A 24,235-nucleotide genomic window follows, 5' to 3' on the forward strand; every position below is an offset into this window, starting at 1 on the left:
TGATTTCAATCATATGAAGCACTCTAAAATTTTACTTTTGCTAGCAGTCACGTTCATCGTGATTGCTACTTTATTAATTTTCCTGAAACCCAATAATGTTAAAGCATTAGTTCAAGACAATGCTGTAACGAAAGAGCAGGAATCCTTTAACCGAACCGATTCAATTTATCCGCGTCACAATTTAACACTATCAAAGACAGAGTTAGAGAAAGCTGCGAAAGAAACGGTTTTATTTCATGAAATTCAGGCTGGTGACTTAGAGGCGAATACTCTTTTACCGTTGGCAAAAAGTGGCAAAGGTATGGCGATTCGCTATGATCAAAATATCATTGAAACCAAAAAAATCGGTGATGAAGTTCGATTTCAAATGCTTGAATATGGTTTGAATCGTAGTGGGGAAATAGTTGAAATTGAAAAGATTGATGATGATATTTTGCGGTGGCATGGTCGATTTCAGCAAGGAAATCCTGAGCTAAATTTCTTTACCATAACCCAAAGCCAAAAAGATCAGTACACGATCATGCAGATTTATACAGATAAGGGAAATTATACTGCTGAAATCAAAAATGGTCGTGGAATTGTTCAAGGTATGGATGAGGGTGTTGAGGATCACGAGCTACATGCCCACGATCATTAATTTAAGTATATAGCTCCGCCTGAATAATCGCTTCTACATGGCGTTTAAAATCGGCTTCATTTAAACCATTGAGGCCGAGTTTATAAATCCCTTCTAGACCACATACAAATGCGATCAATCGCCAAGCAATGTCTCGACTCTTTGAATCGAATTTAAACTCTCCCTTATCTTTTCCTTCATCAATCATAGCAACTATGGATTGATGCCAATCTTGCATCGCGATGTTGTATGCATTCTTGATTTCTTGGTCTTGCTCAATGAGAACTTCAGCTTCATTCCATAGGCGCAGATAGGGTTGAATTTGCTCAATATTTTCACAACCTAAAAACAAGGATAGACGCTGTAAATAGCTGTTGGTCGTTACTTGATTTTCGATTTCATCTAATTGTTGCATCAGTTTAATAAATGCTTCGGCTTTTAAATGAGAACTAGAAGCAAAGTGATGATGCACTTGCCCTGTTGACGTTTGAGCTTCGGTTGCAATACGACGCACAGTCATTGCCGAGAATCCTTCGTTCAAGGCAACTTGCATTGCAGCTTGAAGAATCATTTCACGACGTTGCTCTCGATTTAAATAGGCCATTTCTAAAAATCCGATGAAATTGTAGCGGAAGCTGCAACAAACTAACTTAAATTTTAAAATTGGACAAGTGTTCAATTTTGATTATAATAGCTGAAATTGAACATCTGTCCAAATTTAGAGGCATTTTATGTCACGCAAGTGGTTAATTCTTGCAATCATCGCATTGATCTATCTTCCCGTTGTTATAGATGCAACAGTCCTACACGTTGCTGCGCCAACACTCATTGATGCGTTGTCACTATCGAATAATGAGCTGTTGTGGATTATTGATATTTATTCTTTAGTCATGGCTGGGCTCATTTTACCAATGGGTGCGTTAGGAGATCGGATTGGGTTTAAACGCTTAATGATGATCGGTGCAGCTCTGTTTGGTTTAGCATCATTGATGGCTGCATTTTCATCTACAGCTTGGATGTTGATTACATCTAGAGCACTTTTAGCTGTGGGCGCGGCCATGATTTTACCAGCGACGCTCTCAGCTGTACGTAATACCTTTTTGGATGAAAAACAGCGCAATATTGCACTTGGTATTTGGACGACCGTTGGGGGCGGTGGTGCAGCCTTCGGTCCCTTATTTGGTGGGTTTTTACTAGAGCATTTTCATTGGGGGGCCGTATTTCTAATCAATATTCCAATCGTTATATTGGTATTGATCATGGCCTACTGGGTGATTCCAAAACAGCAAGGACAACCTAAACAAAGCTTAAACTTAATACAAGCCTTGGTATTGGTGGTTGCTATTTTGTGCATCATTTATGCAGTAAAAACAGCAATGCATGCTTTCAGTATGAGTGTGGTTGTGATGTTTGTTGTGGGCTTTGGCTTATTAATAGGTTTTATCCGTACACAATTAACGGCTACATCACCAATGATTGATATTCAATTATTTAAGCATCCTGTGATTGCCACAGGTATGGTGATGGCAGTCGTCTCAATGATGGCTTTGGTTGGTTTTGAATTACTGATTTCTCAGGAGTTACAGTTTGTTTATGAGCTATCGCCATTGGCAGCAGGGATGTTTATTTTACCCTTCATGTTGGCATTTAGTTTAGGCGGACCTATTGCTAGTATTTTGGTCAATCGCTTTGGTCTACGCTTAATAGCAAGTCTTGGAATGTTGATGAGTGCTATCAGTTTGTGGGGATTAGCCAATACAGACTTTATGCAAGCAAAATTGCAAGCTTGGGCATGGATGGGAACATTGGGATTGAGCGTTGAGATTGCGTTGCTTGCGTCTACCTCTGCAATCATGTCATCAGTGCCACCAACCAAGGCGAGTGCTGCTGGTGCGATTGAAGGAATGGCCTATGAACTTGGTGCTGGTTTCGGTATTGCTTTCTTTGGGTTATTGCTCTCTTGGTTCTATGCGCAAGCAATCATAATACCAAGCGAACTTCCTCAATCATTGATGGCTCAAGTTAGTGCTTCGATTGGTGAGGCTGTGCAAGCAGCTAAACAGGTATCGCCAATCGTTGCTGATCAAGTGATTTCTGCGGCTCAACATGCTTTTAGTCAATCACATCGTGCTGTATTACAAGTGGCAGCAACTTTCTTTTTGGTGTTGACTGTATTTATTTGGTTTGCTTTGCCGAAGAAAGTGATTACGGTTGAAGAATAAGTTGGTTCCCCTCATTTAAACTGATATTTGAGTGAGGGGGCATCACTGTTCATACAATTGGCTGAAATGTTAACCAGCTTTAAGCAGTTAGTTTTGCTTTGGATTGATCCTGAGATAACTCTACAACGAGTTGTCTAACTTGATGTTTTGCAGCATTAAGGGAGTCAAGATGTCTCTGATCACCGAACTCCTGATATTCAGATCGAATTTCAAAGAATTGATTTACACCCAAGTAATGACTAAGCACTTTGATGTGTGTACCCAGATGATTCATGTGTTCTCTAATTTCACCTTCACCTTCACCAAAACCAAACTCTCCACATGAATTGAGTAAAATTAAGGTTTTATTTGAAAATATAGGGGCCAAAGGAAAATCACCTCTAGCTAAGTCAAAAGTAAAGGTTTTATTGATTCTTATAATTTGATCAAACCATGCTTTTAGGGCAGCAGGCATCCCATAATTATACATGGGCGTCGTAATTAAGATGATATCTGCGATTGCGACTTCATTGATATATTGATCAGATTCACTTAGTATCATTTTATGAACTTGAGTTCTTTTTTCTTCAGGGGTAAATACTGCTCCCAGCCAGTCTTGGGAAATAAAATTTGGTGTATCTTCCGCTAGATCTCGATATGTGATTGGATCATGAGGGTGTTGCTTTTTCCAATCAGTGATAAAGAGATGTCCTAACATTTTAGAAATTGAACTATGTTTCTCACCTTCGCCAAGGAATGAGCGGACACTGGCATCAATATGTAATAAGTTAGTCATTTTAATTGTACTCGATTTGATTACTAGATCTTCAAGGTAGAGGATTTTGCAATCTGCTGACAAATGACATTATTTGTGTGTAAGATGAGTTTTTCTCATCTTTAAAGAAGTACAGGATGTTGAAGCGATTACCATCACTAAATAGTATAAAAGTGTTTGAGGCAACTGCACGGTTAGGTAGTTTTAAAGCTGCAGCGCATGAATTAAATGTTTCACCCACTGCGATTTCACATCAGATTAGTGAATTAGAAAAAGAGTTAGGAATTAAGCTATTTATTCGAGGATTCAGGATCGTAACTTTGACGGATGAGGGTAAAAAGCTCGCTGAAGTGAGTATTCGATTAATCTCAGAATTGAAACAAACACTATTAGAACTCACAACATATTCCATGCATATTACCATCAGCACCACAAATGCTTTTGCGGCAATGTGGTTAGTTCCTCAATTACATGTTTTTAAAACACAATATCCAGATATTGAAGTGCAGGTCAAAGCAGATGATCGCTTAATTGATATCGATCATGATCTAAAATTTGATATGGCGATTCGTTATGGCTTTGTTGATAAAAAACATATTCAGGTGAGCAAGATTATAAATGACCAATTTGGTTTATTTGCGACACAACAATATTGGCGTGATAGAGAGGAGGGAAATTCTGATGTGAAATTGCTAGTGACTCAATGGAAAAATGATAATTTATTAAAACATGATCAGTCTGATATTTTATTGCAGCGATTTGGTCAAGTTTGCCCCACGGTTGAGTATTTTGAAGATGAGAATCAAGTCATTCAAGCCGCACTTGCAGGGCAAGGAGTTGCTTATGTAAGTAAAATTTTAGTCCAGCAAACTGTTACTCAAGGTTGGTTGTTAGAGAGTCCATCTTTTCAAATTGAGGGCATGGATAATCTTTGTTATTACAGTGTTATTCCTAAGCGAAATCTCAATCATCCGAGTGTAATTGCTTTTCAAAACTGGGTAATGCAACGACTCGCGACTGTTTAAGGCGCATTTATCCCAAATTCACGTAAGATCTTACAAAGCTGAATCATGGGTAGACCCATTAATGTGGTTTGATCATCACCAAGCATTTTTTCAAATAAGCTAATGCCCAGACTCTCACACTTAAAACTGCCTGCACAATGCAAGGGGTGATCAATTTCAACATAGCGTTCAATTTCACCGAGTGTCAGATGACGAAATTTGACTTGGTAATGTTGAACTAGCGTCGTTTCAAAACCAGATTGGATATGTTGAACACTGAGTCCAGTGCTGAAAAAAACGGTGTTACCCGAATTGGCTTGTAACTGTTGGATCGCATTTTCAACAGTAAGTGGCTTCCCGATAAAATCATAAGGCGCATGTTCTCGCCAAGCGACTTGATCTGAACCAATCACAATTGCGTTTGGATATTGTTCTGCAATCACACGGGCTTTTTCATAAGCTAAACGCTTTGCCAAATCATCAGCATGTAATTCACCGTTTGCTGACTCATCAATATCAGGTGAAATACAATGATAGTTCAATCGTAAACGGTCCATGAGTTCTTTACGGGTTTGGCTACTCGATGCCAAGATGAGTTCCAAGCTATTCATTAGACAGCATATTCCGCAAGAACGTTGAGAGGCACGTAGTGCAAGACAGCATTGTGACAAGCATTTAATTTCACAGGAGGAGCGTGACCAGCTTGGTACGCTTCAACCCAACGCGTCACACAAATGCACCAAAAGTCACCTGGTTTTAAACCTGGGAATTCGATTTCAGGCAAAGGTGTAATCAAATCATTGCCCATTTTTTGAGAAAAATTTAAGAAATCTGAGGTCATTTGCACACACATGGTGTGTTGGCCTAGATCACTGACCGCTGTATGGCAAAAACCATTGCGAAAATAACCAGTAATCGGGTCAAAGCAACAACTTGCTAATGGCTCGCCGAGAACGTTCAAACGATTGATTTTTGGATCTGGATGAATAGACATAATTCTATAAAAATTCAGTGGTACTCATTATCATAATCAAAAGTGACGCTTTCGGCAGCTTTTCTGTAAAAAAACTCACCTTTATTTTTGATAATCATTTAAAATTGTGCCGTTTTTTAAATCAACTAGAGAGCCATCCATGAATTTTCAGCGCATGACTGACCTTGATTTAGCAGGTAAACGTGTTCTTATTCGTGAAGACTTAAACGTTCCTGTAAAAAATGGGGAAATTACGAGTGATGCACGTTTACGTGCTGCATTGCCTACTATCAAAGCGGCTTTAGAGAAAGGCGCGGCTGTGATGGTGTTTTCTCATCTTGGTCGTCCTGTAGAAGGTGAGCCAAAACCAGAACAATCGCTTGCGCCTGTAGCAGCTTATTTAACCAAAGCATTGGGGCAAGAAGTAAAACTATTTACAGATTACCTAGAGGGTGTAGAGGTTGAAGCGGGGCAAGTGGTTTTACTTGAAAACGTTCGTTTCAATCATGGTGAAAAGAAAAATAATGAAGCGCTTGCGAAAAAATATGCAGCGCTTTGTGATGTATTCGTGATGGATGCATTTGGAACTGCACACCGTGCCGAAGCATCAACTGAAGGTGCAGCACGTTTTGCTCCAATTGCAGCAGCGGGTCCATTATTGGCTGCTGAGTTAGATGCACTTGGTCGAGCGATGCAAACACCTGAAAAGCCAATGGTGGCAATTGTTGCTGGTTCTAAAGTTTCAACTAAGCTAGATGTACTTAATTCACTTTCTACAATCTGTGATCAGTTGATTGTGGGTGGTGGTATTGCAAACACCTTCTTGGCTGCTGCTGGTTTCAATGTCGGTAAATCATTGTACGAAGCGGATTTGGTTGAGACTGCAAAACAAATCGCTGCCAAAGTAAGCGTACCTTTACCAACTGATGTTGTGGTTGCAGATGCAAGCCAAATCAATTTCGAAGATTTCTTAGGTTCTTTGGCAAATGCACAAGCAGTTGTGAAAAAAGTAGAAGATGTCGCTGATACAGATATGATTCTAGATGTTGGCCCTGAGACTGCAAAATCATTTGCTGAAATCTTGAAGTCATCTAAAACGATTCTATGGAATGGTCCTGTCGGTGTATTTGAGGTTGATCAGTTTGGTGAAGGGACAAAGACACTTTCTTTAGCAATTGCTGAGTCAGCTGGTTTTTCTATCGCTGGCGGTGGTGACACATTAGCGGCGATTGATAAGTATCAAGTTGCTGATCAAATTGGCTATATCTCAACGGGTGGTGGTGCATTCTTGGAGTTTGTTGAAGGCAAAACTCTACCAGCCGTTGCTGTTTTGCTTGAGCGTGCATAAGCTAACTAGTTAAATCAATATTAATAATTGATTTAGTTATATATTCTAAAATTGAGTCGATGAAAGTCGGCTCTTTTTTTGATTAAATTTCGTCTTAGTCATAAAAATGTCATATTGTTGCAATATGATTGTCATCAAACTAACCAGTTATGATGGGAAGCTGTAATGAATTTGAAGTTAACACTTATTGCTTTAATGGTAGCACCAACTGTTATGTTAACAGCGTGTGCAAAAAAAGAAGAAGCAAAAAATGCTGAACAAGCAGCAGAGGTTGAATCAGTTCAAACATCGCCAGAACAACAGGCAGCTATTGATGCAATTGATAAACCGATTTTAGATGAAAAGAATACTGATGTTGAGGATGCTGAAGTAGCAGCAAGTGAAGCTCAATAGGATTCAGATAATAAAAAAGCCGATGTTTCAAACATCGGCTTTTTTTCGTTTACGAATTGGCTTTACAGTAAAATGTCAGCGTGGTTTGATAGTCATCATCTTTAGCTAAAGATGCGTTTCGTCCTGTAATGGTGCCAATCACACCAGCAGCAGCTTCAACCAGTTTTCCAGTCTCTTCATCCACAACACCTTTAAGTACACCTTGATAGGCAACTTTCTCGTCAACTAAGACTGGTGATGTGTTTCGTGTACAGGTTTTTTGAGCAGCACTGACAGCATTGTTTTTAGCAATTAAGCTGGTTTTGCCTATACCCGTTACTTCATAATGATTATTTTCTTTCTGAATGGCTAAGGTGTGGGTAGGGGAAGATGCACATGCCGTAAGTCCAAGTGCAACACTACCTAGTAAGCTAAAAATTAAAGTTTTTTTCATTGCTTTTCTCTAGTCAAAAAGTTATTTGATTATTTGAGCATAGAATTTTCAATTTCTTTGGCAGCTTATGTACAGTTTGTTGTGAAACTTAGTAAGAAAAGTAATTGATAGGGTGTTGTAAACCATGAATATACATCAAGCCAAAATTACCCATAGTGAAAAAGAATAAGATTATGCTAATCTAGCGAAATCCTTGTGCTAGTTAGATTTATATTAATGGCGGACTCCAAAATAGAGACAATTCATCAAAATATTCATCAACGTCAATCTATTGGGCAATTAATTGAACCCGCACCAGATACTCAACAAATCGAAAAAGCAGTTCAGGCTGCTTTAACTGCGCCTGATCATCATCGTTTGAAACCAACACGTTTTGTCATTGTGGGTGCTGATCAACGTGCTGCTTTTGGTGAGTTTTTAGCAAATGCTTTAGCAGACTTAGGCGAAACTGAGCCTGCACATTTGGAGCGCGTTAAACATCATCCCTTTCGTGCGCCTATGTTGGTTTTAGCGCTCACAACACTGCAAGACCATCCTAAAGTTCCTCACTTCGAACAAATTTTAAGTACGGGTGCTGCGGTACAGAATTTTTTATTATCTCTTCAAGCTCAAGGTTTTGCCACGATGTGGCGTTCTGGAGCGGTTGTAGAGTCAAATTGGCTTAAGCAGCAATTGGGTTTAAAAGAACAGGATCTGATCTCTGGTATTATTTATGTTGGAACAGCGGCCAAAGCAATTCCACCTCGTGCAGAAATAGATAGCCAAGCTTTTGTGACAGTATGGCAAACCCCTTAGTTATATCTTAAATGATTAAAGAATAATGAGTTTCAGGATAGAAAATGGCAGAGTTAAAATTTACTGATTTGGTTGAACCTGTTGCAGTAGATCAAAAAACAGCGTTGAGAATCACGGTTCTCGGTGGCGGTAGTTTTGGTACTGCTATGGCGAACTTGGCAGCACGTAATGGCTGCGATACCATGATTTGGATACGTGATGCGGCAGTAGCCGAAGAAATTAATCAAACACATATTAATAAGCGTTATTTGCCAGACTATACTTTGGAGCCTGCTTTACACGCAGTTGCTGACTTAGAGTTAGCTGTACGTGATCGCGATATTATTTTGGTTGCGATACCAAGTCATTCTTATCGAGATGTACTCAAGCAAATTGCACCATTTATCAGCGCACAAGCCGTTGTGTCTCTAACGAAAGGGATTGAAGCAAAAACTTTTAGCTTTATGAGCGAGATTATTCGTGAAGAGTTACCCGAAGTTCCTTATGGTGTTCTATCTGGTCCAAACTTAGCCAAAGAAATCATGGCAGGTATGCCATCGGGTACCGTGATTGCAAGTGAGTCAGAGTTGGTCCGCTATGCTGTGCAACATGCTTTACATAGTGCATTATTCCGTGTTTTTGGTAGTGATGATGTGCATGGTGTTGAGCTAGGTGGTGCGTTAAAGAATATTTATGCCGTTGCGATGGGAATGGGTGCTGCCTACAACATTGGTGAAAATACTAAGAGTATGATCTTAACTCGTGCTTTGGCAGAAATGAGCCGTTTTGCAGTAAAACAAGGTGCAAATCCACTTACATTCTTGGGGTTGTCAGGTGTAGGCGATTTATTTGCGACTTGTAACAGTCCGTTGAGTCGTAATTACCAAATTGGTTATGCATTAGGGTCAGGCAAAACATTAGATCAAGCAACCAAAGAATTAGGTCAAACAGCCGAAGGTATTAATACGATTGTTCAAGTGCGTACCAAAGCTGAAGAGCTAGATGTTTATATGCCAATTACCAATGCACTCTATGAAGTGATTTTTGAAAACGCACCGCCAATGACAATCGCACTTTCTTTAATGAAAAATGGTCATCGGAGTGATGTCGAGTTTGTCTTACCTCATCATGAAGTTTAAAGATTTTTTGCATGATGATTGACATGGTTTAGCCATTACAAAGACGAGTATTTAATATATAGCCAGATCGATTTATTAAATTGTCATCTTGCATAGTTAAGATATCAATATAAAGAATAAGGTAGTTTTATGCAGTTAACTTTAGTCCGTCACGGTGAAGCGTCTCCAGCAGTGAATGGAAACGATATGCAACGCCCTTTAACACAACGTGGGCATCAACAAGCTGAACAAACAGGGCTTTTTTTGAAAGAGGTTATACGCCCTGAAATTTTTGTAGTTAGTCCATTATTACGAGCTCAAGAAACGTTGGCACATATACAAACACATTTTCAGGGTATTCCTGTTTTAATGTGCGATAAAATTAAGCCAGATGATGATGCCAAAGATGCAATTGAATGGCTATCAAAACTGCCATATGAGTCGATTGCGGTGGTTTGTCATATGAACGTTGTGGCGCATATTGCTGAACAATTGACGCATGAAAATTTCCAACCATTTGCATTGGCTGAAGCTCGTATATATGATCAGGCAGTGATAGCTAACGGTTTATCAACACAGAAGAACCGTTTTATTCCAACGATCTAGATCTTTATGTCCGCAATAAAATAAGAGTATAAAACAACGATGTTGTATATATGGATGCCCGAAACCAATGGAACATGGTATTGGTCGACTGGGGAAAATTGGGTGCAGGCGAGTAGTCTTGAACAATTAATTCAAGAATTACAGGCGTACCATGGGAAAGAGGCGGTTGTCTATTTTCCTAGCCGTAATGCACAAATATTGCAACAAACAATGACCAAGATGCACTATAAGCAATTGGGTTATGATGGTGTCAAATATTTATTAGAAGAATACGTGACCTTACCTATTGATCAGATGAAGGTTGTTCATCACTTTCATAATGATCAATTGAGTATTCTTGGGGTAGCACAATCGGCTGTAGAAACATGGCAACATGCGTTGAGTTTGCTAACTATTGAAATTGTTGCATTCTTACCAGATTTCTTGATTTTACCAGAACCTGAAATAGATCAAGTGGTGATGGTTAACTTGTATGAGCACTTGTTGGTCCGAGAAGGCGCATATATAGGCAACTCTGTGGATGATCTCGCGCTATTTTTAGAGTTTCAGCCATCAGAAATGAATTATCAATTTGCTAATTTAAATGCAGATCAACTCGATCATTTGGCAAATGTTTCGGATCGTGACCATCGTACCGAATTTAGCTATCAGTTCGTTCAACCGATTCGTGCTAAGCAACATCCTTTTAATGTATTCCCTAAGGCAAAAAACTCAAATGTAAAGTGGTCAGGTTACTGGAAAGCCGCTGCAATTGTCTTCATGGCAGTGATCGTTGTACAGTTAAGTTATGATGTATTGCGTTGGTCGAAATTGAAGCGTGTTGCTGATCAAACTGCATTACAAGCGGTGGATCAGTATAAATCTTGGTTTGGTGAAAATAGTCGTGTGACTGAGCAAAATATTAAAAGCCAATTTGAAAGTCAGTTGCGAATGAGCAAACAAGGGGATGCGCAAGCACTATCATTATTAAGTCGAGTTGGACCAATTTTGATGCAAAACAGAATTGTTGCTCAGCAAGTGAGTTTTGATGCTGCTGTTTTATCAATGGCATTAAAGGCAAATGCAGCCAATGACTTACAAACATTGGTGCAGCAATTAAATCAACAAGGTTTCCAAGCAGAATTGGGGAATGTACAAGCAGATAGTGTGGGTGCTATCGGGACGGTAAAAGTAAAATAATGAAAGCACTTACACAATTACAAAACTTTGTGGATCAGAAAGTAGAACTGATTGATCAATATTTACAAAGATTATCACCACGTGAAAGAGTGATGGTTATATTCACTACTATTTTTGTGGTTGTCGTGATGATTGGAACTGCGCTTTGGCAAATGCATAGCAAGGCAAACCAGCAGCAAAAGCGTCTAAATGAGTTAAAAGATTTAACCGTATGGATGCAAAGCAATGCTGCTACGATGAAGCCTGCGAATGATCTTGAGCTTTCTGCGGCAGACAAAATCCAGCGCGCGGCACAACAACAGGGAGTTGCTGTTTCATCACAGCAAAATGGTGAACAACTGCAACTGGTTGCAGAGCATCGGAACTATGCCGTATTGGCCAATTTCCTTATGCAATTATCTCAAATGGGGTTAAGCATTGTAAAAATGGACATGGTTTCTAACAATAATCAGATCAAATTAACGGCAACAGTTCAATAAATCATAATCTATGGTTGAAATGTCAGCAGACTTTAAAATAACTCCATGCCAAGCATGGTGTTTTCACGAGCCTATGCCTATAATATGGTTACTTGAAAATCAGTAGACTGTGATTGGTATGTTATATTCATTGGCTCGCCCTTTGTTGTTTACTTTAGCACCTGAACGTGCGCACGAAGTCACACTTTCTATGCTGGATAAAGCGCATAAATTGGGTCTAATGCATCAAAAAGTCGAAACAAAACCTGTGACATGTATGGGGATTCAATTTCCTAATCCTGTCGGTCTTGCAGCAGGTTTGGATAAAAATGGTGCGCATATTGATGCCTTAGCAGCATTAGGTTTTGGGTTTATTGAAATTGGTACAATCACACCACGCCCACAAGCTGGTAATCCACAACCTCGCTTATTCCGTATTCCTGAAGCGAAAGCAATTATTAATCGTATGGGATTCAATAATGAGGGTGTTGATCAACTGGTTGAAAATGTCAAAGCTTCAAAATTTAAGGGAATTCTTGGTATTAATATTGGTAAAAATGCCGATACACCTGTAGAAGATGCCGTTTCAGATTATTTGATTTGCTTAGAAAAAGTTTATAACTACGCTTCATACATTACAGTCAATATTTCCTCACCAAATACTAAAAATCTCCGTAGCTTACAAAGTGGTGATGCATTAACTGAGTTGTTACAGACTTTAAAAGATCGTCAGTTAGAACTTTCGCAACAATACAATCATTATGTGCCATTAGTATTAAAAGTTGCACCAGATTTAACGACAGAAGATATTCAGTTTATCGCGAATCAATTATTGAGTTTTAAAATTGACGGTTTGATTGTGACTAACACAACTTTGGGACGTGAGGGTGTTGAAAACTTAGCACATGGCGATGAGGCAGGTGGTTTATCTGGCGCGCCAGTCTTTGCGAAAAGCACTGAATGTTTACGACAGTTTTCAAAAATTCTAAAAGGCAAAATCCCACTGATTGGTGTTGGTGGTATCTTGTCTGGCGAAGAGGCTGTTGCCAAACAACTTGCTGGTGCTAGTTTAGTACAAGTATATAGTGGCTTAATTTATACAGGCCCAAAACTTGTAAAAGATTGTGTTAGTGCGATGACTGTGTGAAATGAACACGCTTGATATCATTATTCTGATCATCTTGCTCATTGGAGGGCTGAACGGTTTGCGTCAAGGATTTATAAAAGCCTTTGCGAACTTGATCGGATGGATATTCGCATTGATCGTTGGGGCAAAATACGCTGTGGTGTTCGCACCTGCAATGGCTGGTTTGAGTCAAGATCCAGTCGTGCAAAAAATTGCAGCTTTTGCTTTTATTGTTTTGATCATTGTTGTGTGTACATGGATTGTTTCTGCATTTTTGAATGGGCTCTTGAAAAGTCTGAAATTGGGCCCATTAAATCGTTTAGCAGGCGGTGCTTTTGGTTCTTTAAAAGGATTATTAATTGTCCTCATTACCATGCAGGGTTTAGGTCCTTGGGTTGAGAGTTCACCGCACTGGAAACAATCTAAATTTGTACAAGTTTTACTGCCTTATGCACCTTTGGCAACTGAGTTATCGAAAGATGCTGCCAATGAAGCATTACATCAAATGACATCTGAAGGTGCGTTATTACACCGTCCTTCAAGCAAAATCAATGAATCGGAGCGGGTATTAGTCAATGAACGTTCTGATCATTCAACCAAAAATCCGTTTTATTAATCGGGGTTAAACCCTGTTCCTAGCTTGTCGCGAGGTTGCTATGTGTGGAGTTGTTGGGATTGCCGGTAAATCGCCAGTAAACCAAATGTTATTTGATGCTTTAACGATGTTGCAACATCGAGGACAAGATGCAGCGGGGATCGTGACTTGCCATCAAGGGCGATTATTTCTCCGAAAAGATAATGGAATGGTGCGTGATGTATTCCATACCCGTCACATGCGCGCATTACTGGGAAATTATGGAATCGGTCATGTGCGTTATCCAACAGCGGGTTCATCAAGCAGTGCTGAAGCACAACCGTTCTATGTGAACTCTCCATACGGTATTACCTTGGCGCATAATGGTAACTTGACTAATGCGATAGAAATTCATGATGACCTGTTCAAAACAGACTTACGTCACATGAATACCGATTCTGATTCTGAAGTTTTACTCAATGTATTTGCGCATGAGTTGCAGAAAATTGGTACATTAAATCCAACGCCAGAAGATATTTTTCATACCGTTTCGCGTGTACATGAACGTTGCAAAGGTGCTTATGGTGTAGTCGCTATGATCACTGGGCATGGCTTGGTTGGCTTCCGTGATCCAAATGGTATTCGTCCATTGATCTATGGTTCACGTGAGACTGAGCAAGGTACAGAATATATTATTGCGTCTGAATCGGTTGCGATTACTGCACTTGGTTTTAAAATTGAACGTGATATTGCACCAGGTGAAGCAATCTTTATTGATAGTGAAGGTCAGTTATTCTCGAAGCAATGCGCAGTAAATCCAGAATACCGTCCATGTATTTTTGAATACGTTTATTTTGCTCGTCCAGATGCAACAATTGACGGGATTTCAGTTTATAAAGCTCGTTTGAAAATGGGTGAAAAGCTTGCTTATAAAATCCTCAAAGAATGGGGTGAAGAGCATGACATTGATGTTGTGATTCCTATTCCTGATACGAGTCGTACGTCTGCTTTAGAGTTGGCCAATATTCTTGGGGTAAAATTCCGTGAAGGTTTTATGAAAAACCGCTATATCGGTCGTACCTTTATTATGCCAGGTCAACAACAGCGTAAAAAATCTGTACGTCAAAAGTTGAACCCAGTTGAACTTGAGTTTAAAGACAAGAATGTTTTATTGGTGGATGACTCAATTGTGCGTGGTACAACGTGTAATGAGATCATTCAAATGGCACGTGATTCTGGTGCGAAGAAAGTATTCTTTGCCTCTGCTGCACCTATGGTGAAATATCCAAACGTGTATGGTATCGATATGCCAGCTAAATCAGAATTAATTGCTTCTGAGCGTAGTGTAGAAGAAATTCGTGAAATTATTGGTGCTGACCGCTTAATCTTCCAAGATTTAGAAGATTTGAAAAATGCAGTGCGTACCAGCAAAGTACCAGACTTAAGAGAGTTTGATTGCTCTGTTTTTGATGGTGTGTATGTTGCAGGTGGTATTAATCAACAATATCTGACAGATCTTGAGCAAAAGCGTAATGATACAGCCAAGAAAAATGCAGATGGCTATATTGATGTGAATATTGATGCAGCTTCCGTTGATTTAACGGGTATTCGAGAAGCATAATTTGTTATGTTTAGAAAAGCGGGAAATTCCCGCTTTTTTATTTTATGATAGATGTTGAATTTACCTATAAACAATGTAATCAGGAAAATTTACATTGAAAGAAATGAGCCATTATTTAATTGAAAATAAAAGCATCGCATGGTCAATGAGTTTTTGTTGGCTTGCGATGCTGTTGACAGTTTTTATTCTCAATTTAATCTTAGGTTTAGTGGTTCATTTTTTTGATTATACACAGCAAATTTGGTGGCATGTCCTTAGTCCATATTTTATTGCGCTATTGTTTCTTGTGCTGGTTTGGTCCGTTGGGGCTGAATTCTATGTGTTACGTGAAGGCGGTCATTCTCTTGCTAAGCAATTAAAAGCCCGCCGTTTGGTTTATGAGGAAAGTACACCTGAAGAAAGTACAGCCTTAAAAGTTGCTGAACAAGTCGCTAAAAGTTTTGCAATAGAAACGCCTGCAGTTTATGTTCTGCCTGATGAAGTGGGAGTAAATGCTTTAACAGCAGGCTTCAAGTCTCAAGATATTGTGATTATTTTGACTTGGGGAGCTTTGCAGAATCTTGATGAGTTAGAACTGTATGGTCTGTTAAGTTACGAGTTCAATCAAATCTTATCAGGTGAAGCGGTTGAAAATACCAAACTTAAAATCTTATATAGTGGTCTAACTACTTTTAGCCAATGGGGAAGTAAATTAGCTCAAGCTGGCTATAATCCCTATGCAACGAATCGTCGCAATAAATTCGAGACAATCTTTGTGGCAATTGGAGGCGTGATTTGGCTAATCGGCAGTTTAGGGATACTAATTACACGTTTTATTAAATATCTAACCTTAAGTGGTCGTACTTTTCGTAATGATTTGAAGACAATGCATTTAATGAATAACAATGCCAATATTCAGACGTTATTACGTATCTATGTGCATCACTCGGGTTCTCAGATCCATAGTGCATATTCTGAATCTATTTCACATATGTGTTTTGCGAACTCTCTTAGCCCTCAAAGCTGGATGAATATTCATCCTAGTATTAAAGACCGTATTTATGAGTTAAATCCAACTTTGCTACAGGACTTACAACTAGAAAATTTACGAAAGTTACGTAGTCGTCCTTTGTTTAGTTTATTTCGCTCATTAGAGGAAGAAATAGCAGATGCGACAACACCTTGGAGCTCTCCTCAGCCATTACCATTGTTGCGTTTGTCGCCGATCAGCTTTGCTTTAAATGATGCGATTAAACCGTTAAATCCTGAGCTGCGAAAAAATAAGAAGCGTCCTGAACTGATTCAAAGAGCCATGCAAACAGCGACGGGCTCTCGTGAAGTTATGGTTGCGATTTTAATGATTCGTCAATATCGTGAATTTATTCCACAAGATGCACCTGTAAGCCATGCGATTGTCGATGCATTACTTCATCTTGATGGCCGTATTCATGTGCAGATTTTCCACGATGCTTGTAAGAACATAGGGCATATGCCAGCGAGTATTGCACGTCAGTTTTTAACCAAACTAGCCAATATTATACAGGCCGATGGTGAAGTTGGTTTACTCGATGCATTGTTATTAGAAAAAGTGAAGCATGAATTGAATTTAATGCCTGCTCATTTACCTACATCATTTGAGGAAGTAAAGTCGCAGATTGTTCATTTGATTGATGCTTTATTGCATGTGCAACAAATTAATAGCCCTAATCAGTTAGAAGTCCGCGAGCGTATTTTAAGATTTATCTTAACTGACGATGAAATGCAGATTTATGCTGATATTTCAGATGAGCCTTTAGATTTAGCAGAGATATTGAATGACGTGTCTGGGCTGTTGCTACGTGATCGTCTGAATATTCTTTCAATCGCAGAGCGCTGCTTATGGAGTGATCGAATTATTACTCAAGATGAACTTGATGTTTTGGAGTTGTTATATTGGCGTTTAGGTTTTGACACACAAGAAGTCGTTGAGCAAATGCTTAAGAAAAATAGTTTAATGATTATTTAGTTGATTGTATGGAAAAAATGATATTAATAAAAATGAATGCCCGTGACTTGATTGTCGATTTACTTTTAGGTTCACAAGGACGAGCAATTTCAATCAAACAGATTATTATCGCCGCAAAACTGTTTGAGATTAGTGAAAATAGTATTCGAGTGGCGGTAACTCGTTTGTCTAGCGAGGGTGTGATTGAAGCTATCGAGCGTGGTGTGTATCAATTTACACATCGATCTCATGAATGGGCTGATGTCATGTTGAATCGAAAACGTGGTATTAAGCACACTAAAGTTTGGAATCATCAATATCTTGCGGTTTTTACCGGTGGGCTTGGGCGTGTTGATCGGACGGCACTACATCGTCGTGAACGTGTTCTGAAACATTTCGGCTTTAAGGAACTGGAACAAGGGATTTTTATCCGTCCCGATAACTTGGCAATTGAATTTAATGATTTGATCATCGAACTCAGAAACTCTGGTCTGGAGGAAAATGCAAGAGTCTGCCAAATCAATCACTTTGATGCGCATACAGCATCGAGTATCCCAAGCTTGTGGCCCACTGAAATCTTAAATCAGAATTATAAAAAATATAGTCAAATGATTCAGGAGTGGTTGCTCAATGTGCAGCAATTAGATTTGGAAGAAGCAACCAAAGAGTCTTTATTGTTAGGCCGCCAAACAATTTCCTTATTGATGAATGACCCTTTATTACCAGAAGATTTTGTGGATGTGGCTGGGCGTAATCAATTTGCAGCAAGTGTACAACAACTTGATCAAACAGGCTTGGCACTTTGGGCAAAGTTTTATGAGCTAAATACAGCTTAATTTTTTATCTAAAAATATTACAATAAATCTATTTTTAATTTATTGACAGAAATATTACATGGTTTAAAATAAAATTAATATTTATGTAAATACAAAAATAAGATGTGAAGGACGGATGGGAATATGAATACACAAGTCGCGATTAGTGATTTATTTAGCCGTGATGAAATCACTGATTTGACCAGCAAATCAGATTTGCATGGTAGTTGGGCTGTTTTTTCAACTTGGGCCGTAATTGGTGGTACCTTTGCTGTTGTTGCAAGTTCTTGGGAATATTTACCAAATTGGGGGAAGTTATTGTTGTGTATTGCTGCCTTAGCAGTTTTGGCTGGGCGTCAGTTAGCACTTGCCATTATTATGCATGATGCTTCACATCAGAGTTTATTTAAAACAAAATGGTTGAATGACACTTTAACGGATTGGTTATGTGCACGTCCGATCTGGAATGATTTGCATAAGTACCGTGCTCATCACATGCGTCATCATAGTAAAACTTCGACAAAAGATGATCCCGATTTATCGTTGGTCGCTGGCTTTCCAACCTCAAAAAAATCCTTGATGCGTAAGTTTGCACGCGACCTTGCTGGTATTACTGGATTCAAGTTCGCAGTCGGACGAGTTCTGATGGATATTGAAAAAATGGAGTGGACGGTTTCGAATGATCGTCGTTGGATTTCACAAGAAGGCAGGCATTGGTCAGATTATCCGAAAGCTTTTTTTAAGAATAGTGGCGGAGCGATCATCACGAACGCAGCTTTATTTGCAGCGTTATGGGCAGCAGGTCATCCTAAATTATACGGGCTATGGATACTCGCATATCTAACACCGTTTCCATTATTCTTGCGTGTACGCTCTATGGCCGAGCATGCAGGGATGCCAAGTAGCAAAAGTGCTTTGATGAATACTCGTACGACTAAAGCAGGTTATATTGCACGAGCTTTGGTTGCACCGATTCATGTTAATTATCATAAAGAACACCACTTGATGGCAGCAGTACCTTATTTTAAATTGCCTAAAATGCATCAAATGTTGCGTGAGCGAGGACATGTATCTGAACCACCGACATATTGGCAAGTATTGGATGAGCTTTCTAAAAAAGAAGATTAAGTTGAAAACCAAAGATTGGGATTGGGGGTTACAAGATGGCGAGTAAGCAAGAAATTATTGAGTTTTTAGCTCAAGAATTTCCGCAAGCACTTAGAAAATGCACCATTGAAGCGATTACGGATAAGGGCGCTGAGTTGCTCTATCAAGTCGATCAGGATGATTTACGTCCTGGTCAGACTGTTTCAGGTCCAACCTTAATGTTGGTAGCAGATTTCGTTTTATATGTCGCTATCATGGGACATATGGGCTTGATCGCGATGGCTGTCACAACCAATATGACCATAAATTTTTTTCGAAAACCCAAAGCAGGTCAGAATATACGAGCCGTTTGTAAACTGATTAAAGTGGGAAAAACATTAGTTACAGGTGAGGTTTGGATATATTCAGGAGAAGAGGAAGAACCAGTAGCGCATGTGATTGGAACTTATGCACTTCCAAACAAACCCTAACCACATTTATGGCTAACAATATGAAATATCTAAAAACATAACAACATTATAGTATGCGGATGAGTCAGAACATGCTAAAACTAAGGATGTTCAAATTTATTTGTTCTGACATTATTCGGTAAACATGACCACTTCGCTAGACCTCATACCATTATCGCAAATTGAAGTAGACCCAGAACGTATCTTGGCAATCAAGCGTAATGATTTACTGCCTTTATTTAATGATCCTCATCATTTGAATCATTATGCTGATCATTTGGTGCAAGCTCAAAGTGTGTTATTAAATGGGGTTGATCCTAAATTAAACCAGCAGTTGAGTGAAGTGATTACACAAATCATTACTCAGTTATCGCAATCTAAAAAATATTTGGGTGGACGACGTTTTAACGCAATACAAAAATGGTTGGGAATTGATATTGAATATGATGCGGGTCAGGTCAAATACCTCAAAGATTTAGATCAGCTAATACAACAAGCCAATCATTTAAGCCAAAAATTGCAGATCGAAATCCAAAAGTCTCAAGCGAGATTGCAGCAGGTATTAGGATTGAGAGAGCAGATGGCGGTTTATATTGTCGCGGCTGAAGAGTTTCTAAACGAATATCCAAAGTTTAGTAAACCTCAGAGCTTGGATCATTTTGTAGAACGCCTTTCAAAAAAAATTAATACTTTGCAAACGCTACAAACCAGTAATGATATCGCAATAAAACAAATGCAATTGTCTCAACATTTATCTTTTAGTCTATTAGATCGTTTTAAAGAAGCACAGCAAGTTTTAATCCCTGCTTGGCAATATCATTTGAAGCAAAGTCGTGAATCAAACTCATCGGCAGTGCTTGAACAGTTAGATAAGAGCAGAGAAAATTTAATCCAAAATCTCAAAAAGTCATTACAGAAATAAAGAGGGGACATCATGTCAAATTCAGAATTGATACAGTCATCGAATGAGCTGGTGGAAAAACCAGAACAGCGATTTGAACGACTAAATTTAAAAGAATTAGGCTTACAACCGCAAGATCTTGCTGAAGTGATGAATGCACACAAAGAGCTTGCTGAGATCAATACTACTGTTGTGGCTGAATATGGCAAAAATATAGCGACTAAAACTTCTACTTATACGGATGAGTTGCTCAATCTTGTGCAAAACAAGGACTTGGATGCCACAGGACAAAAATTAAATGAAGTGGTGCAGGTCGCACAACAATTGAATACATCGAGTATTTTAAATAAGTCCAAAAGCTCAGGTTTCTTTGGTGGCTTGCTCAGTAAAATTAAAGGAGCTAAGCAAAGTTTTGATCAGCACTTTAATACAACTAAAGAGCAAATTGATGCATTAGTCAAAGAAATTGAAAGCTCTCAGTCTGGTTTGAAAGCGCGTGTAGGCACACTAGATAAAATGTTTGATGCTGTTCAAGAGGAATATAAACAGCTTGGGGTCTATATTGCAGCTGGACACCTGAAGCAGCAAGATATTCAGCAACAAATCTCAACTCTGACGACGCTGGAGCAAGATCAAAAGACAACCCAGCAAATTTATGATTTAAATCATTTAGCGAACAATCTTGAAAAACGTGTAAGCGATTTACAGATTCTACAGCAATCTGCGATGCAGACTTTACCGATGATTCGTATTATTCAATCGAACAATTTAATGTTGGTCGATAAGTTTTACGCGATTAAGAATATTACGCTACCCGCTTGGAAAAACCAGATTAGTTTGGCAATTTCATTGCAAGAACAAAAGAATAGTGTGCAGTTGGCGAAAGCAATCGATGATACGACAAATGATTTATTACGCCGTAATGCTGAGTTATTGCATCAAAACTCTGTGGATACAGCGAAAGCCAATCAACGTTCAGTGATTGATGTTGAAACCCTTGAACATGTACAAAACACCCTCATTAATACTGTGAATGATGTGATTCAAATCCAAAAAGAGGGCATGCAAAAACGTGCAGAAGCAACAACGCGATTGCGGGTGTTGCAAGAAAATTTGAATCATTTGGTTTTAGAAAATAGTGGGCATAATCCACCTAAAGTCTAATTTTTTCGTATGAAAGGAAAGATCATTGTCACCTATAGATGATTTAAATGTTCAACCGATTGAGCAACGTTTAGCAGGTTTGCGACAGAGACAGCGTCATTTGACGATTTGGTTTGTGTGCCTTACTACATTTGCACTCGTTATGGTTGCTTCTTTGTTTTTGCAAAAAGAATTTATCTATCGGTTCTTTGATCTTTCATTACATGTTCAAGCTTTAGATTTACCTTATAGCATTCAAGAATTTATTCCATTCAAGCAACCAGTCGACTATTTTTTTAATTTATTGTCTTGGGTGGGCTGGTTGTTTTTAAAGCTTTTAGTCTCCTTTATTGGTGCTTTCTTGTTACTGAGTTGGATAAAAAAAATTGGCTTTTTTCAACGCCGCTTACAAGCTTGGTCACAGCGTATTCTGGCGTGGATCATTGCTTTTATCTTACTTTGGTCAGGTTTGAGCTATCTACAATACGATTGGAAAGATGAAACGGAGCAAGCCTATCAACAGTGGATGAGTTATAAGAGTAATATTATTGAAAGTCAGATTGCTCAAGACTTGCAACAAGCTCGTGTCCCCTCAGCAGAAAAAGCTTATGTTCTGGCTCAAGTCGCTTTAATGCATCGACCTGTAGACCGACAAACAGCAAATGTTTATGTCAATCAGCTGATGAATATAGAAAAAAATAATCCAACTCAGTTCAAAGATTATAATTTTAAGCCTGAACAATTATGGGCAATGCAACAACAACTGTATGGAAAAAGTGTTACGCCAGTAACCCAATCATTGGAACCTCGTGTTCAAAAAGCCGAAAAAACGTCTCAGATTGTTAATCTGTTGTTATTGGTGTTGAGCTTTATTTTTATCAGTTTAAGCATCTTTTTATTTATATTGGCGAAGCATTTAAAAACTCGTCGCCAGCGTATCGAGCAAACACTACATCGCATTGATTGAAATTCAAAAAACCGATTGAACTCATAAAAACATACTGTTTCCTCTATGCTGAACTTTTGCGTACTATAGCCCCATGAAATTAATTTAGCCGACTTGAACTGCTTAGAATTTGGAGATTTGCATGTTAGATCAAAATATTAAAACTCAATTAAAAGCTTACTTAGAACGTTTAGAAAGTCCAATCGAGTTGGTGGCTGCTTTAGATGATTCAGATAAAGCTGCGAAAGTAAAAGAACTCGTGACTGAAATTGCTGAACTGTCTGATCAAGTTACGGCGCGTTTTGACGGTTCAAACGCTCGCCGTCCGAGTTTTGGTGTTGCCAAAGCAGGTGAACAACCGCGTGTGTTCTTTGCGGGTTTACCAATGGGACATGAGTTTACTTCTTTGATCTTGGCATTGTTACAAGTTTCAGGCTATGCACCTAAAGTTTCTGATGACGTTTTAAATCAGATCAAAGGCTTAAATCTTAAAGCAAACTTTGATGTGTTTATTTCATTGAGCTGCCATAACTGTCCAGATGTAGTTCAAGCCTTGAACTTGATTGCAATCTATAACCCAAATACCACGACCACCATGATTGATGGTGCGTTCTTCCAAGATGAAGTGGAACAACGCAAAATCTTGGCCGTGCCAATGGTGTTCCAAGATGAGCAACATATCGGTCAAGGTCGCATGACTTTGGAAGAAATCATTGCCAAGTTAGATACTAACTCTGCGGAAAAAGATGCTGCGATGATCAATGCCAAAGATGCATTTGATGTCTTGGTAATTGGTGGTGGTCCTGCGGGTGCAACTGCGGCAATCTATGCAGCACGTAAAGGAATTAAAACAGGTATCGTGGCTGAACGCTTTGGTGGTCAGGTGATGGATACCATGGATATTGAAAATTTTACCTCAGTGCAAAAGACCCAAGGTCCAAAGTTTGCAGCTGAAATGGAAGCACATGTCCGTGAGTATGATGTCGATATCATGAATCTCCAACGTGTGAGCAAAGTGACTGGTGCGGATCAAACAGCAACGGGCTTGGTTGAGGTTGAACTGGAGAATGGTGCCAAACTAGAATCCAAAACCATTATTCTTTCAACTGGTGCGCGTTGGAGAGAGATGAATGTACCGGGTGAAGCTGAATATCGTACCCGTGGTGTCGCTTATTGCCCACACTGTGATGGTCCATTGTTCAAAGGTAAACGTGTTGCTGTGATTGGTGGTGGTAACTCTGGTGTGGAAGCTGCGATTGATCTTGCTGGAATTGTTGAACATGTAACCTTGGTTGAGTTCGATACCAAACTTCGAGCGGATCAAGTGTTACAAGATAAGTTAAACAGCTTATCTAATACAACAGTAATCATGAATGCATTGAGTACTGAAGTGCTTGGTGATGGTTCACAAGTGACAGGCTTGAAGTATAAAGATCGTGCTACAGATCAAGAACATGTGGTTGAGCTTGCAGGAATCTTTGTTCAAATTGGTTTATTACCGAATACAGATTTCTTGAAAGACAGCGCTGTTGAATTAAGCAATCGTGGTGAGATCATGGTGAATGATCGCAACGAAACCAATGTGAAAGGTGTATTTGCTGCGGGTGACTGTACTACGGTACCTTATAAGCAAATTATCATTGCCACAGGTGAAGGCGCGAAAGCTTCGCTCTCTGCTTTTGATTATATGATTCGTTCTGGCGTTTAATAAA

The 24,235-nt window shown here is 39.1% G+C and carries 26 protein-coding genes; 21 read left to right on the forward strand and 5 right to left on the reverse strand.

The window, feature by feature from the left end:
* Window positions 1-13: 13 nt before the first annotated feature.
* Window positions 14-637, forward strand: coding sequence for a metalloprotease secretion chaperone CpaB (gene cpaB, locus DS737_RS07195; protein ID WP_005082741.1), 624 nt, complete (start codon window positions 14-16; stop codon window positions 635-637).
* 1 nt (window position 638) lies between these two features.
* On the opposite strand, the gene DS737_RS07200 is transcribed toward cpaB, so the two are convergent.
* A complete protein-coding gene (locus DS737_RS07200) occupies window positions 639-1,220 on the reverse strand; it encodes a TetR family transcriptional regulator (RefSeq protein ID WP_005082743.1) in 582 nt (193 codons plus the stop codon).
* Window positions 1,221-1,347: 127 nt separating this feature from the next.
* Between DS737_RS07200 and DS737_RS07205 the strand changes: the two genes are divergently transcribed.
* A complete protein-coding gene (locus DS737_RS07205) occupies window positions 1,348-2,838 on the forward strand; it encodes a SmvA family efflux MFS transporter (protein ID WP_113997196.1) in 1,491 nt (496 codons plus the stop codon).
* Between the two features lie 79 nt (window positions 2,839-2,917).
* Here the strand turns inward: DS737_RS07205 and DS737_RS07210 are convergent, their stop codons facing one another.
* Window positions 2,918-3,613 carry an FMN-dependent NADH-azoreductase gene (locus DS737_RS07210; protein WP_113997197.1) on the reverse strand — a complete coding sequence of 232 codons (696 nt, stop codon included), beginning with the start codon at window positions 3,611-3,613 and terminating at the stop codon, window positions 2,918-2,920.
* A gap of 116 nt (window positions 3,614-3,729) precedes the next feature.
* Between DS737_RS07210 and DS737_RS07215 the strand changes: the two genes are divergently transcribed.
* The gene (locus DS737_RS07215) at window positions 3,730-4,617 is read left to right on the forward strand and encodes a LysR family transcriptional regulator (protein WP_113997198.1); all 888 of its coding nucleotides are present in this window, start codon (window positions 3,730-3,732) and stop codon (window positions 4,615-4,617) included.
* On the opposite strand, the gene DS737_RS07220 is transcribed toward DS737_RS07215, so the two are convergent.
* Together DS737_RS07220 and DS737_RS07225 are read right to left on the reverse strand one after the other, a co-directional pair.
* Complete coding sequence (locus tag DS737_RS07220) at window positions 4,614-5,207, reverse strand: Maf family protein (RefSeq protein WP_113997199.1); 594 nt, start codon at window positions 5,205-5,207, stop codon at window positions 4,614-4,616. The genes DS737_RS07215 and DS737_RS07220 overlap by 4 nt on opposite strands.
* Window positions 5,207-5,590, reverse strand: a complete 384-nt coding sequence (locus DS737_RS07225) for a DUF2237 family protein (protein WP_004639395.1) — start codon at window positions 5,588-5,590, stop codon at window positions 5,207-5,209. Before DS737_RS07225 ends, DS737_RS07220 begins: the two co-directional genes overlap by 1 nt.
* 139 nt (window positions 5,591-5,729) lie before the next feature.
* Between DS737_RS07225 and DS737_RS07230 the strand changes: the two genes are divergently transcribed.
* Together DS737_RS07230 and DS737_RS07235 are read left to right on the forward strand one after the other, a co-directional pair.
* Window positions 5,730-6,917, forward strand: coding sequence for a phosphoglycerate kinase (locus DS737_RS07230; protein WP_005090121.1), 1,188 nt, complete (start codon window positions 5,730-5,732; stop codon window positions 6,915-6,917).
* Between the two features lie 165 nt (window positions 6,918-7,082).
* A complete protein-coding gene (locus tag DS737_RS07235; protein WP_005082755.1) occupies window positions 7,083-7,310 on the forward strand; it encodes a hypothetical protein in 228 nt (75 codons plus the stop codon).
* Between the two features lie 49 nt (window positions 7,311-7,359).
* On the opposite strand, the gene DS737_RS07240 is transcribed toward DS737_RS07235, so the two are convergent.
* Window positions 7,360-7,743, reverse strand: a complete 384-nt coding sequence (locus DS737_RS07240; protein ID WP_005082757.1) for a hypothetical protein — start codon at window positions 7,741-7,743, stop codon at window positions 7,360-7,362.
* Window positions 7,744-7,959: 216 nt separating this feature from the next.
* Here DS737_RS07240 and DS737_RS07245 point away from each other — a divergent pair, with 216 nt between their 5' ends.
* The 16 genes from DS737_RS07245 to ahpF all read left to right on the forward strand — a co-directional run bounded on the left by DS737_RS07245 (window position 7,960) and on the right by ahpF (window position 24,231).
* Window positions 7,960-8,538: a nitroreductase family protein gene (locus DS737_RS07245; protein WP_075315490.1), complete on the forward strand. Its 579-nt coding sequence runs from the start codon at window positions 7,960-7,962 to the stop codon at window positions 8,536-8,538.
* A 44-nt stretch (window positions 8,539-8,582) separates the two neighbouring features.
* Window positions 8,583-9,656, forward strand: coding sequence for an NAD(P)H-dependent glycerol-3-phosphate dehydrogenase (locus DS737_RS07250; protein WP_004639390.1), 1,074 nt, complete (start codon window positions 8,583-8,585; stop codon window positions 9,654-9,656).
* Window positions 9,657-9,785: 129 nt separating this feature from the next.
* Window positions 9,786-10,241: a phosphohistidine phosphatase SixA gene (sixA, locus tag DS737_RS07255; protein WP_005082761.1), complete on the forward strand. Its 456-nt coding sequence runs from the start codon at window positions 9,786-9,788 to the stop codon at window positions 10,239-10,241.
* A gap of 39 nt (window positions 10,242-10,280) precedes the next feature.
* Window positions 10,281-11,420, forward strand: coding sequence for a type II secretion system protein GspL (gene gspL, locus DS737_RS07260; RefSeq protein WP_113997200.1), 1,140 nt, complete (start codon window positions 10,281-10,283; stop codon window positions 11,418-11,420).
* Window positions 11,420-11,899, forward strand: a complete 480-nt coding sequence (gene gspM / locus DS737_RS07265) for a type II secretion system protein GspM (RefSeq protein WP_005090261.1) — start codon at window positions 11,420-11,422, stop codon at window positions 11,897-11,899. The genes gspL and gspM overlap by 1 nt, the downstream gene beginning before the upstream one ends.
* Before the next feature lie 118 nt (window positions 11,900-12,017).
* Window positions 12,018-13,025, forward strand: a complete 1,008-nt coding sequence (locus DS737_RS07270) for a quinone-dependent dihydroorotate dehydrogenase (protein ID WP_004639386.1) — start codon at window positions 12,018-12,020, stop codon at window positions 13,023-13,025.
* Between the two features lies 1 nt (window position 13,026).
* Complete coding sequence (locus DS737_RS07275) at window positions 13,027-13,620, forward strand: CvpA family protein (protein ID WP_004639385.1); 594 nt, start codon at window positions 13,027-13,029, stop codon at window positions 13,618-13,620.
* 40 nt (window positions 13,621-13,660) lie between these two features.
* Window positions 13,661-15,199, forward strand: a complete 1,539-nt coding sequence (gene purF, locus DS737_RS07280; protein ID WP_005090262.1) for an amidophosphoribosyltransferase — start codon at window positions 13,661-13,663, stop codon at window positions 15,197-15,199.
* A gap of 94 nt (window positions 15,200-15,293) precedes the next feature.
* A complete protein-coding gene (locus DS737_RS07285) occupies window positions 15,294-17,183 on the forward strand; it encodes a M48 family metalloprotease (RefSeq protein ID WP_017396415.1) in 1,890 nt (629 codons plus the stop codon).
* Window positions 17,184-17,200: 17 nt separating this feature from the next.
* Window positions 17,201-17,998, forward strand: coding sequence for a PaaX family transcriptional regulator C-terminal domain-containing protein (locus DS737_RS07290; RefSeq protein WP_113997974.1), 798 nt, complete (start codon window positions 17,201-17,203; stop codon window positions 17,996-17,998).
* 123 nt (window positions 17,999-18,121) lie between these two features.
* Complete coding sequence (locus DS737_RS07295) at window positions 18,122-19,105, forward strand: fatty acid desaturase family protein (protein ID WP_113997201.1); 984 nt, start codon at window positions 18,122-18,124, stop codon at window positions 19,103-19,105.
* Between the two features lie 35 nt (window positions 19,106-19,140).
* Window positions 19,141-19,554, forward strand: coding sequence for a PaaI family thioesterase (locus tag DS737_RS07300; protein ID WP_113997202.1), 414 nt, complete (start codon window positions 19,141-19,143; stop codon window positions 19,552-19,554).
* Window positions 19,555-19,678: 124 nt separating this feature from the next.
* Window positions 19,679-20,455, forward strand: a complete 777-nt coding sequence (locus tag DS737_RS07305; protein WP_113997203.1) for a tellurium resistance protein — start codon at window positions 19,679-19,681, stop codon at window positions 20,453-20,455.
* A gap of 12 nt (window positions 20,456-20,467) precedes the next feature.
* Window positions 20,468-21,598 (forward strand): toxic anion resistance protein, encoded by a 1,131-nt coding sequence (locus DS737_RS07310; RefSeq protein WP_004639377.1) that lies wholly within the window; start codon window positions 20,468-20,470, stop codon window positions 21,596-21,598.
* A gap of 25 nt (window positions 21,599-21,623) precedes the next feature.
* The gene (locus tag DS737_RS07315) at window positions 21,624-22,544 is read left to right on the forward strand and encodes a hypothetical protein (RefSeq protein WP_113997204.1); all 921 of its coding nucleotides are present in this window, start codon (window positions 21,624-21,626) and stop codon (window positions 22,542-22,544) included.
* A gap of 121 nt (window positions 22,545-22,665) precedes the next feature.
* A complete protein-coding gene (gene ahpF, locus DS737_RS07320; RefSeq protein ID WP_005090948.1) occupies window positions 22,666-24,231 on the forward strand; it encodes an alkyl hydroperoxide reductase subunit F in 1,566 nt (521 codons plus the stop codon).
* Window positions 24,232-24,235: the final 4 nt, after the last annotated feature.

The organism is Acinetobacter haemolyticus, from assembly GCF_003323815.1.
Classification (GTDB): domain Bacteria; phylum Pseudomonadota; class Gammaproteobacteria; order Pseudomonadales; family Moraxellaceae; genus Acinetobacter; species Acinetobacter haemolyticus.

Coding starts and splice junctions, on each gene's coding strand:
- gspL (WP_113997200.1), top strand. CDS start 10,281: ATGTTGTATATATGGATGCCCGAAACCAATGGAACATGGTATTGGTCG.
- DS737_RS07300 (WP_113997202.1), top strand. CDS start 19,141: ATGGCGAGTAAGCAAGAAATTATTGAGTTTTTAGCTCAAGAATTTCCG.
- DS737_RS07220 (WP_113997199.1), bottom strand. CDS start 5,207: ATGAATAGCTTGGAACTCATCTTGGCATCGAGTAGCCAAACCCGTAAA.
- DS737_RS07215 (WP_113997198.1), top strand. CDS start 3,730: ATGTTGAAGCGATTACCATCACTAAATAGTATAAAAGTGTTTGAGGCA.
- DS737_RS07235 (WP_005082755.1), top strand. CDS start 7,083: ATGAATTTGAAGTTAACACTTATTGCTTTAATGGTAGCACCAACTGTT.
- ahpF (WP_005090948.1), top strand. CDS start 22,666: ATGTTAGATCAAAATATTAAAACTCAATTAAAAGCTTACTTAGAACGT.
- DS737_RS07225 (WP_004639395.1), bottom strand. CDS start 5,590: ATGTCTATTCATCCAGATCCAAAAATCAATCGTTTGAACGTTCTCGGC.
- DS737_RS07245 (WP_075315490.1), top strand. CDS start 7,960: ATGGCGGACTCCAAAATAGAGACAATTCATCAAAATATTCATCAACGT.
- DS737_RS07240 (WP_005082757.1), bottom strand. CDS start 7,743: ATGAAAAAAACTTTAATTTTTAGCTTACTAGGTAGTGTTGCACTTGGA.
- DS737_RS07310 (WP_004639377.1), top strand. CDS start 20,468: ATGTCAAATTCAGAATTGATACAGTCATCGAATGAGCTGGTGGAAAAA.
- DS737_RS07250 (WP_004639390.1), top strand. CDS start 8,583: ATGGCAGAGTTAAAATTTACTGATTTGGTTGAACCTGTTGCAGTAGAT.
- DS737_RS07270 (WP_004639386.1), top strand. CDS start 12,018: ATGTTATATTCATTGGCTCGCCCTTTGTTGTTTACTTTAGCACCTGAA.
- DS737_RS07290 (WP_113997974.1), top strand. CDS start 17,201: ATGATATTAATAAAAATGAATGCCCGTGACTTGATTGTCGATTTACTT.
- cpaB (WP_005082741.1), top strand. CDS start 14: ATGAAGCACTCTAAAATTTTACTTTTGCTAGCAGTCACGTTCATCGTG.
- sixA (WP_005082761.1), top strand. CDS start 9,786: ATGCAGTTAACTTTAGTCCGTCACGGTGAAGCGTCTCCAGCAGTGAAT.
- DS737_RS07205 (WP_113997196.1), top strand. CDS start 1,348: ATGTCACGCAAGTGGTTAATTCTTGCAATCATCGCATTGATCTATCTT.
- DS737_RS07275 (WP_004639385.1), top strand. CDS start 13,027: ATGAACACGCTTGATATCATTATTCTGATCATCTTGCTCATTGGAGGG.
- DS737_RS07305 (WP_113997203.1), top strand. CDS start 19,679: ATGACCACTTCGCTAGACCTCATACCATTATCGCAAATTGAAGTAGAC.
- DS737_RS07210 (WP_113997197.1), bottom strand. CDS start 3,613: ATGACTAACTTATTACATATTGATGCCAGTGTCCGCTCATTCCTTGGC.
- purF (WP_005090262.1), top strand. CDS start 13,661: ATGTGTGGAGTTGTTGGGATTGCCGGTAAATCGCCAGTAAACCAAATG.
- DS737_RS07295 (WP_113997201.1), top strand. CDS start 18,122: ATGAATACACAAGTCGCGATTAGTGATTTATTTAGCCGTGATGAAATC.
- DS737_RS07200 (WP_005082743.1), bottom strand. CDS start 1,220: ATGGCCTATTTAAATCGAGAGCAACGTCGTGAAATGATTCTTCAAGCT.
- gspM (WP_005090261.1), top strand. CDS start 11,420: ATGAAAGCACTTACACAATTACAAAACTTTGTGGATCAGAAAGTAGAA.
- DS737_RS07230 (WP_005090121.1), top strand. CDS start 5,730: ATGAATTTTCAGCGCATGACTGACCTTGATTTAGCAGGTAAACGTGTT.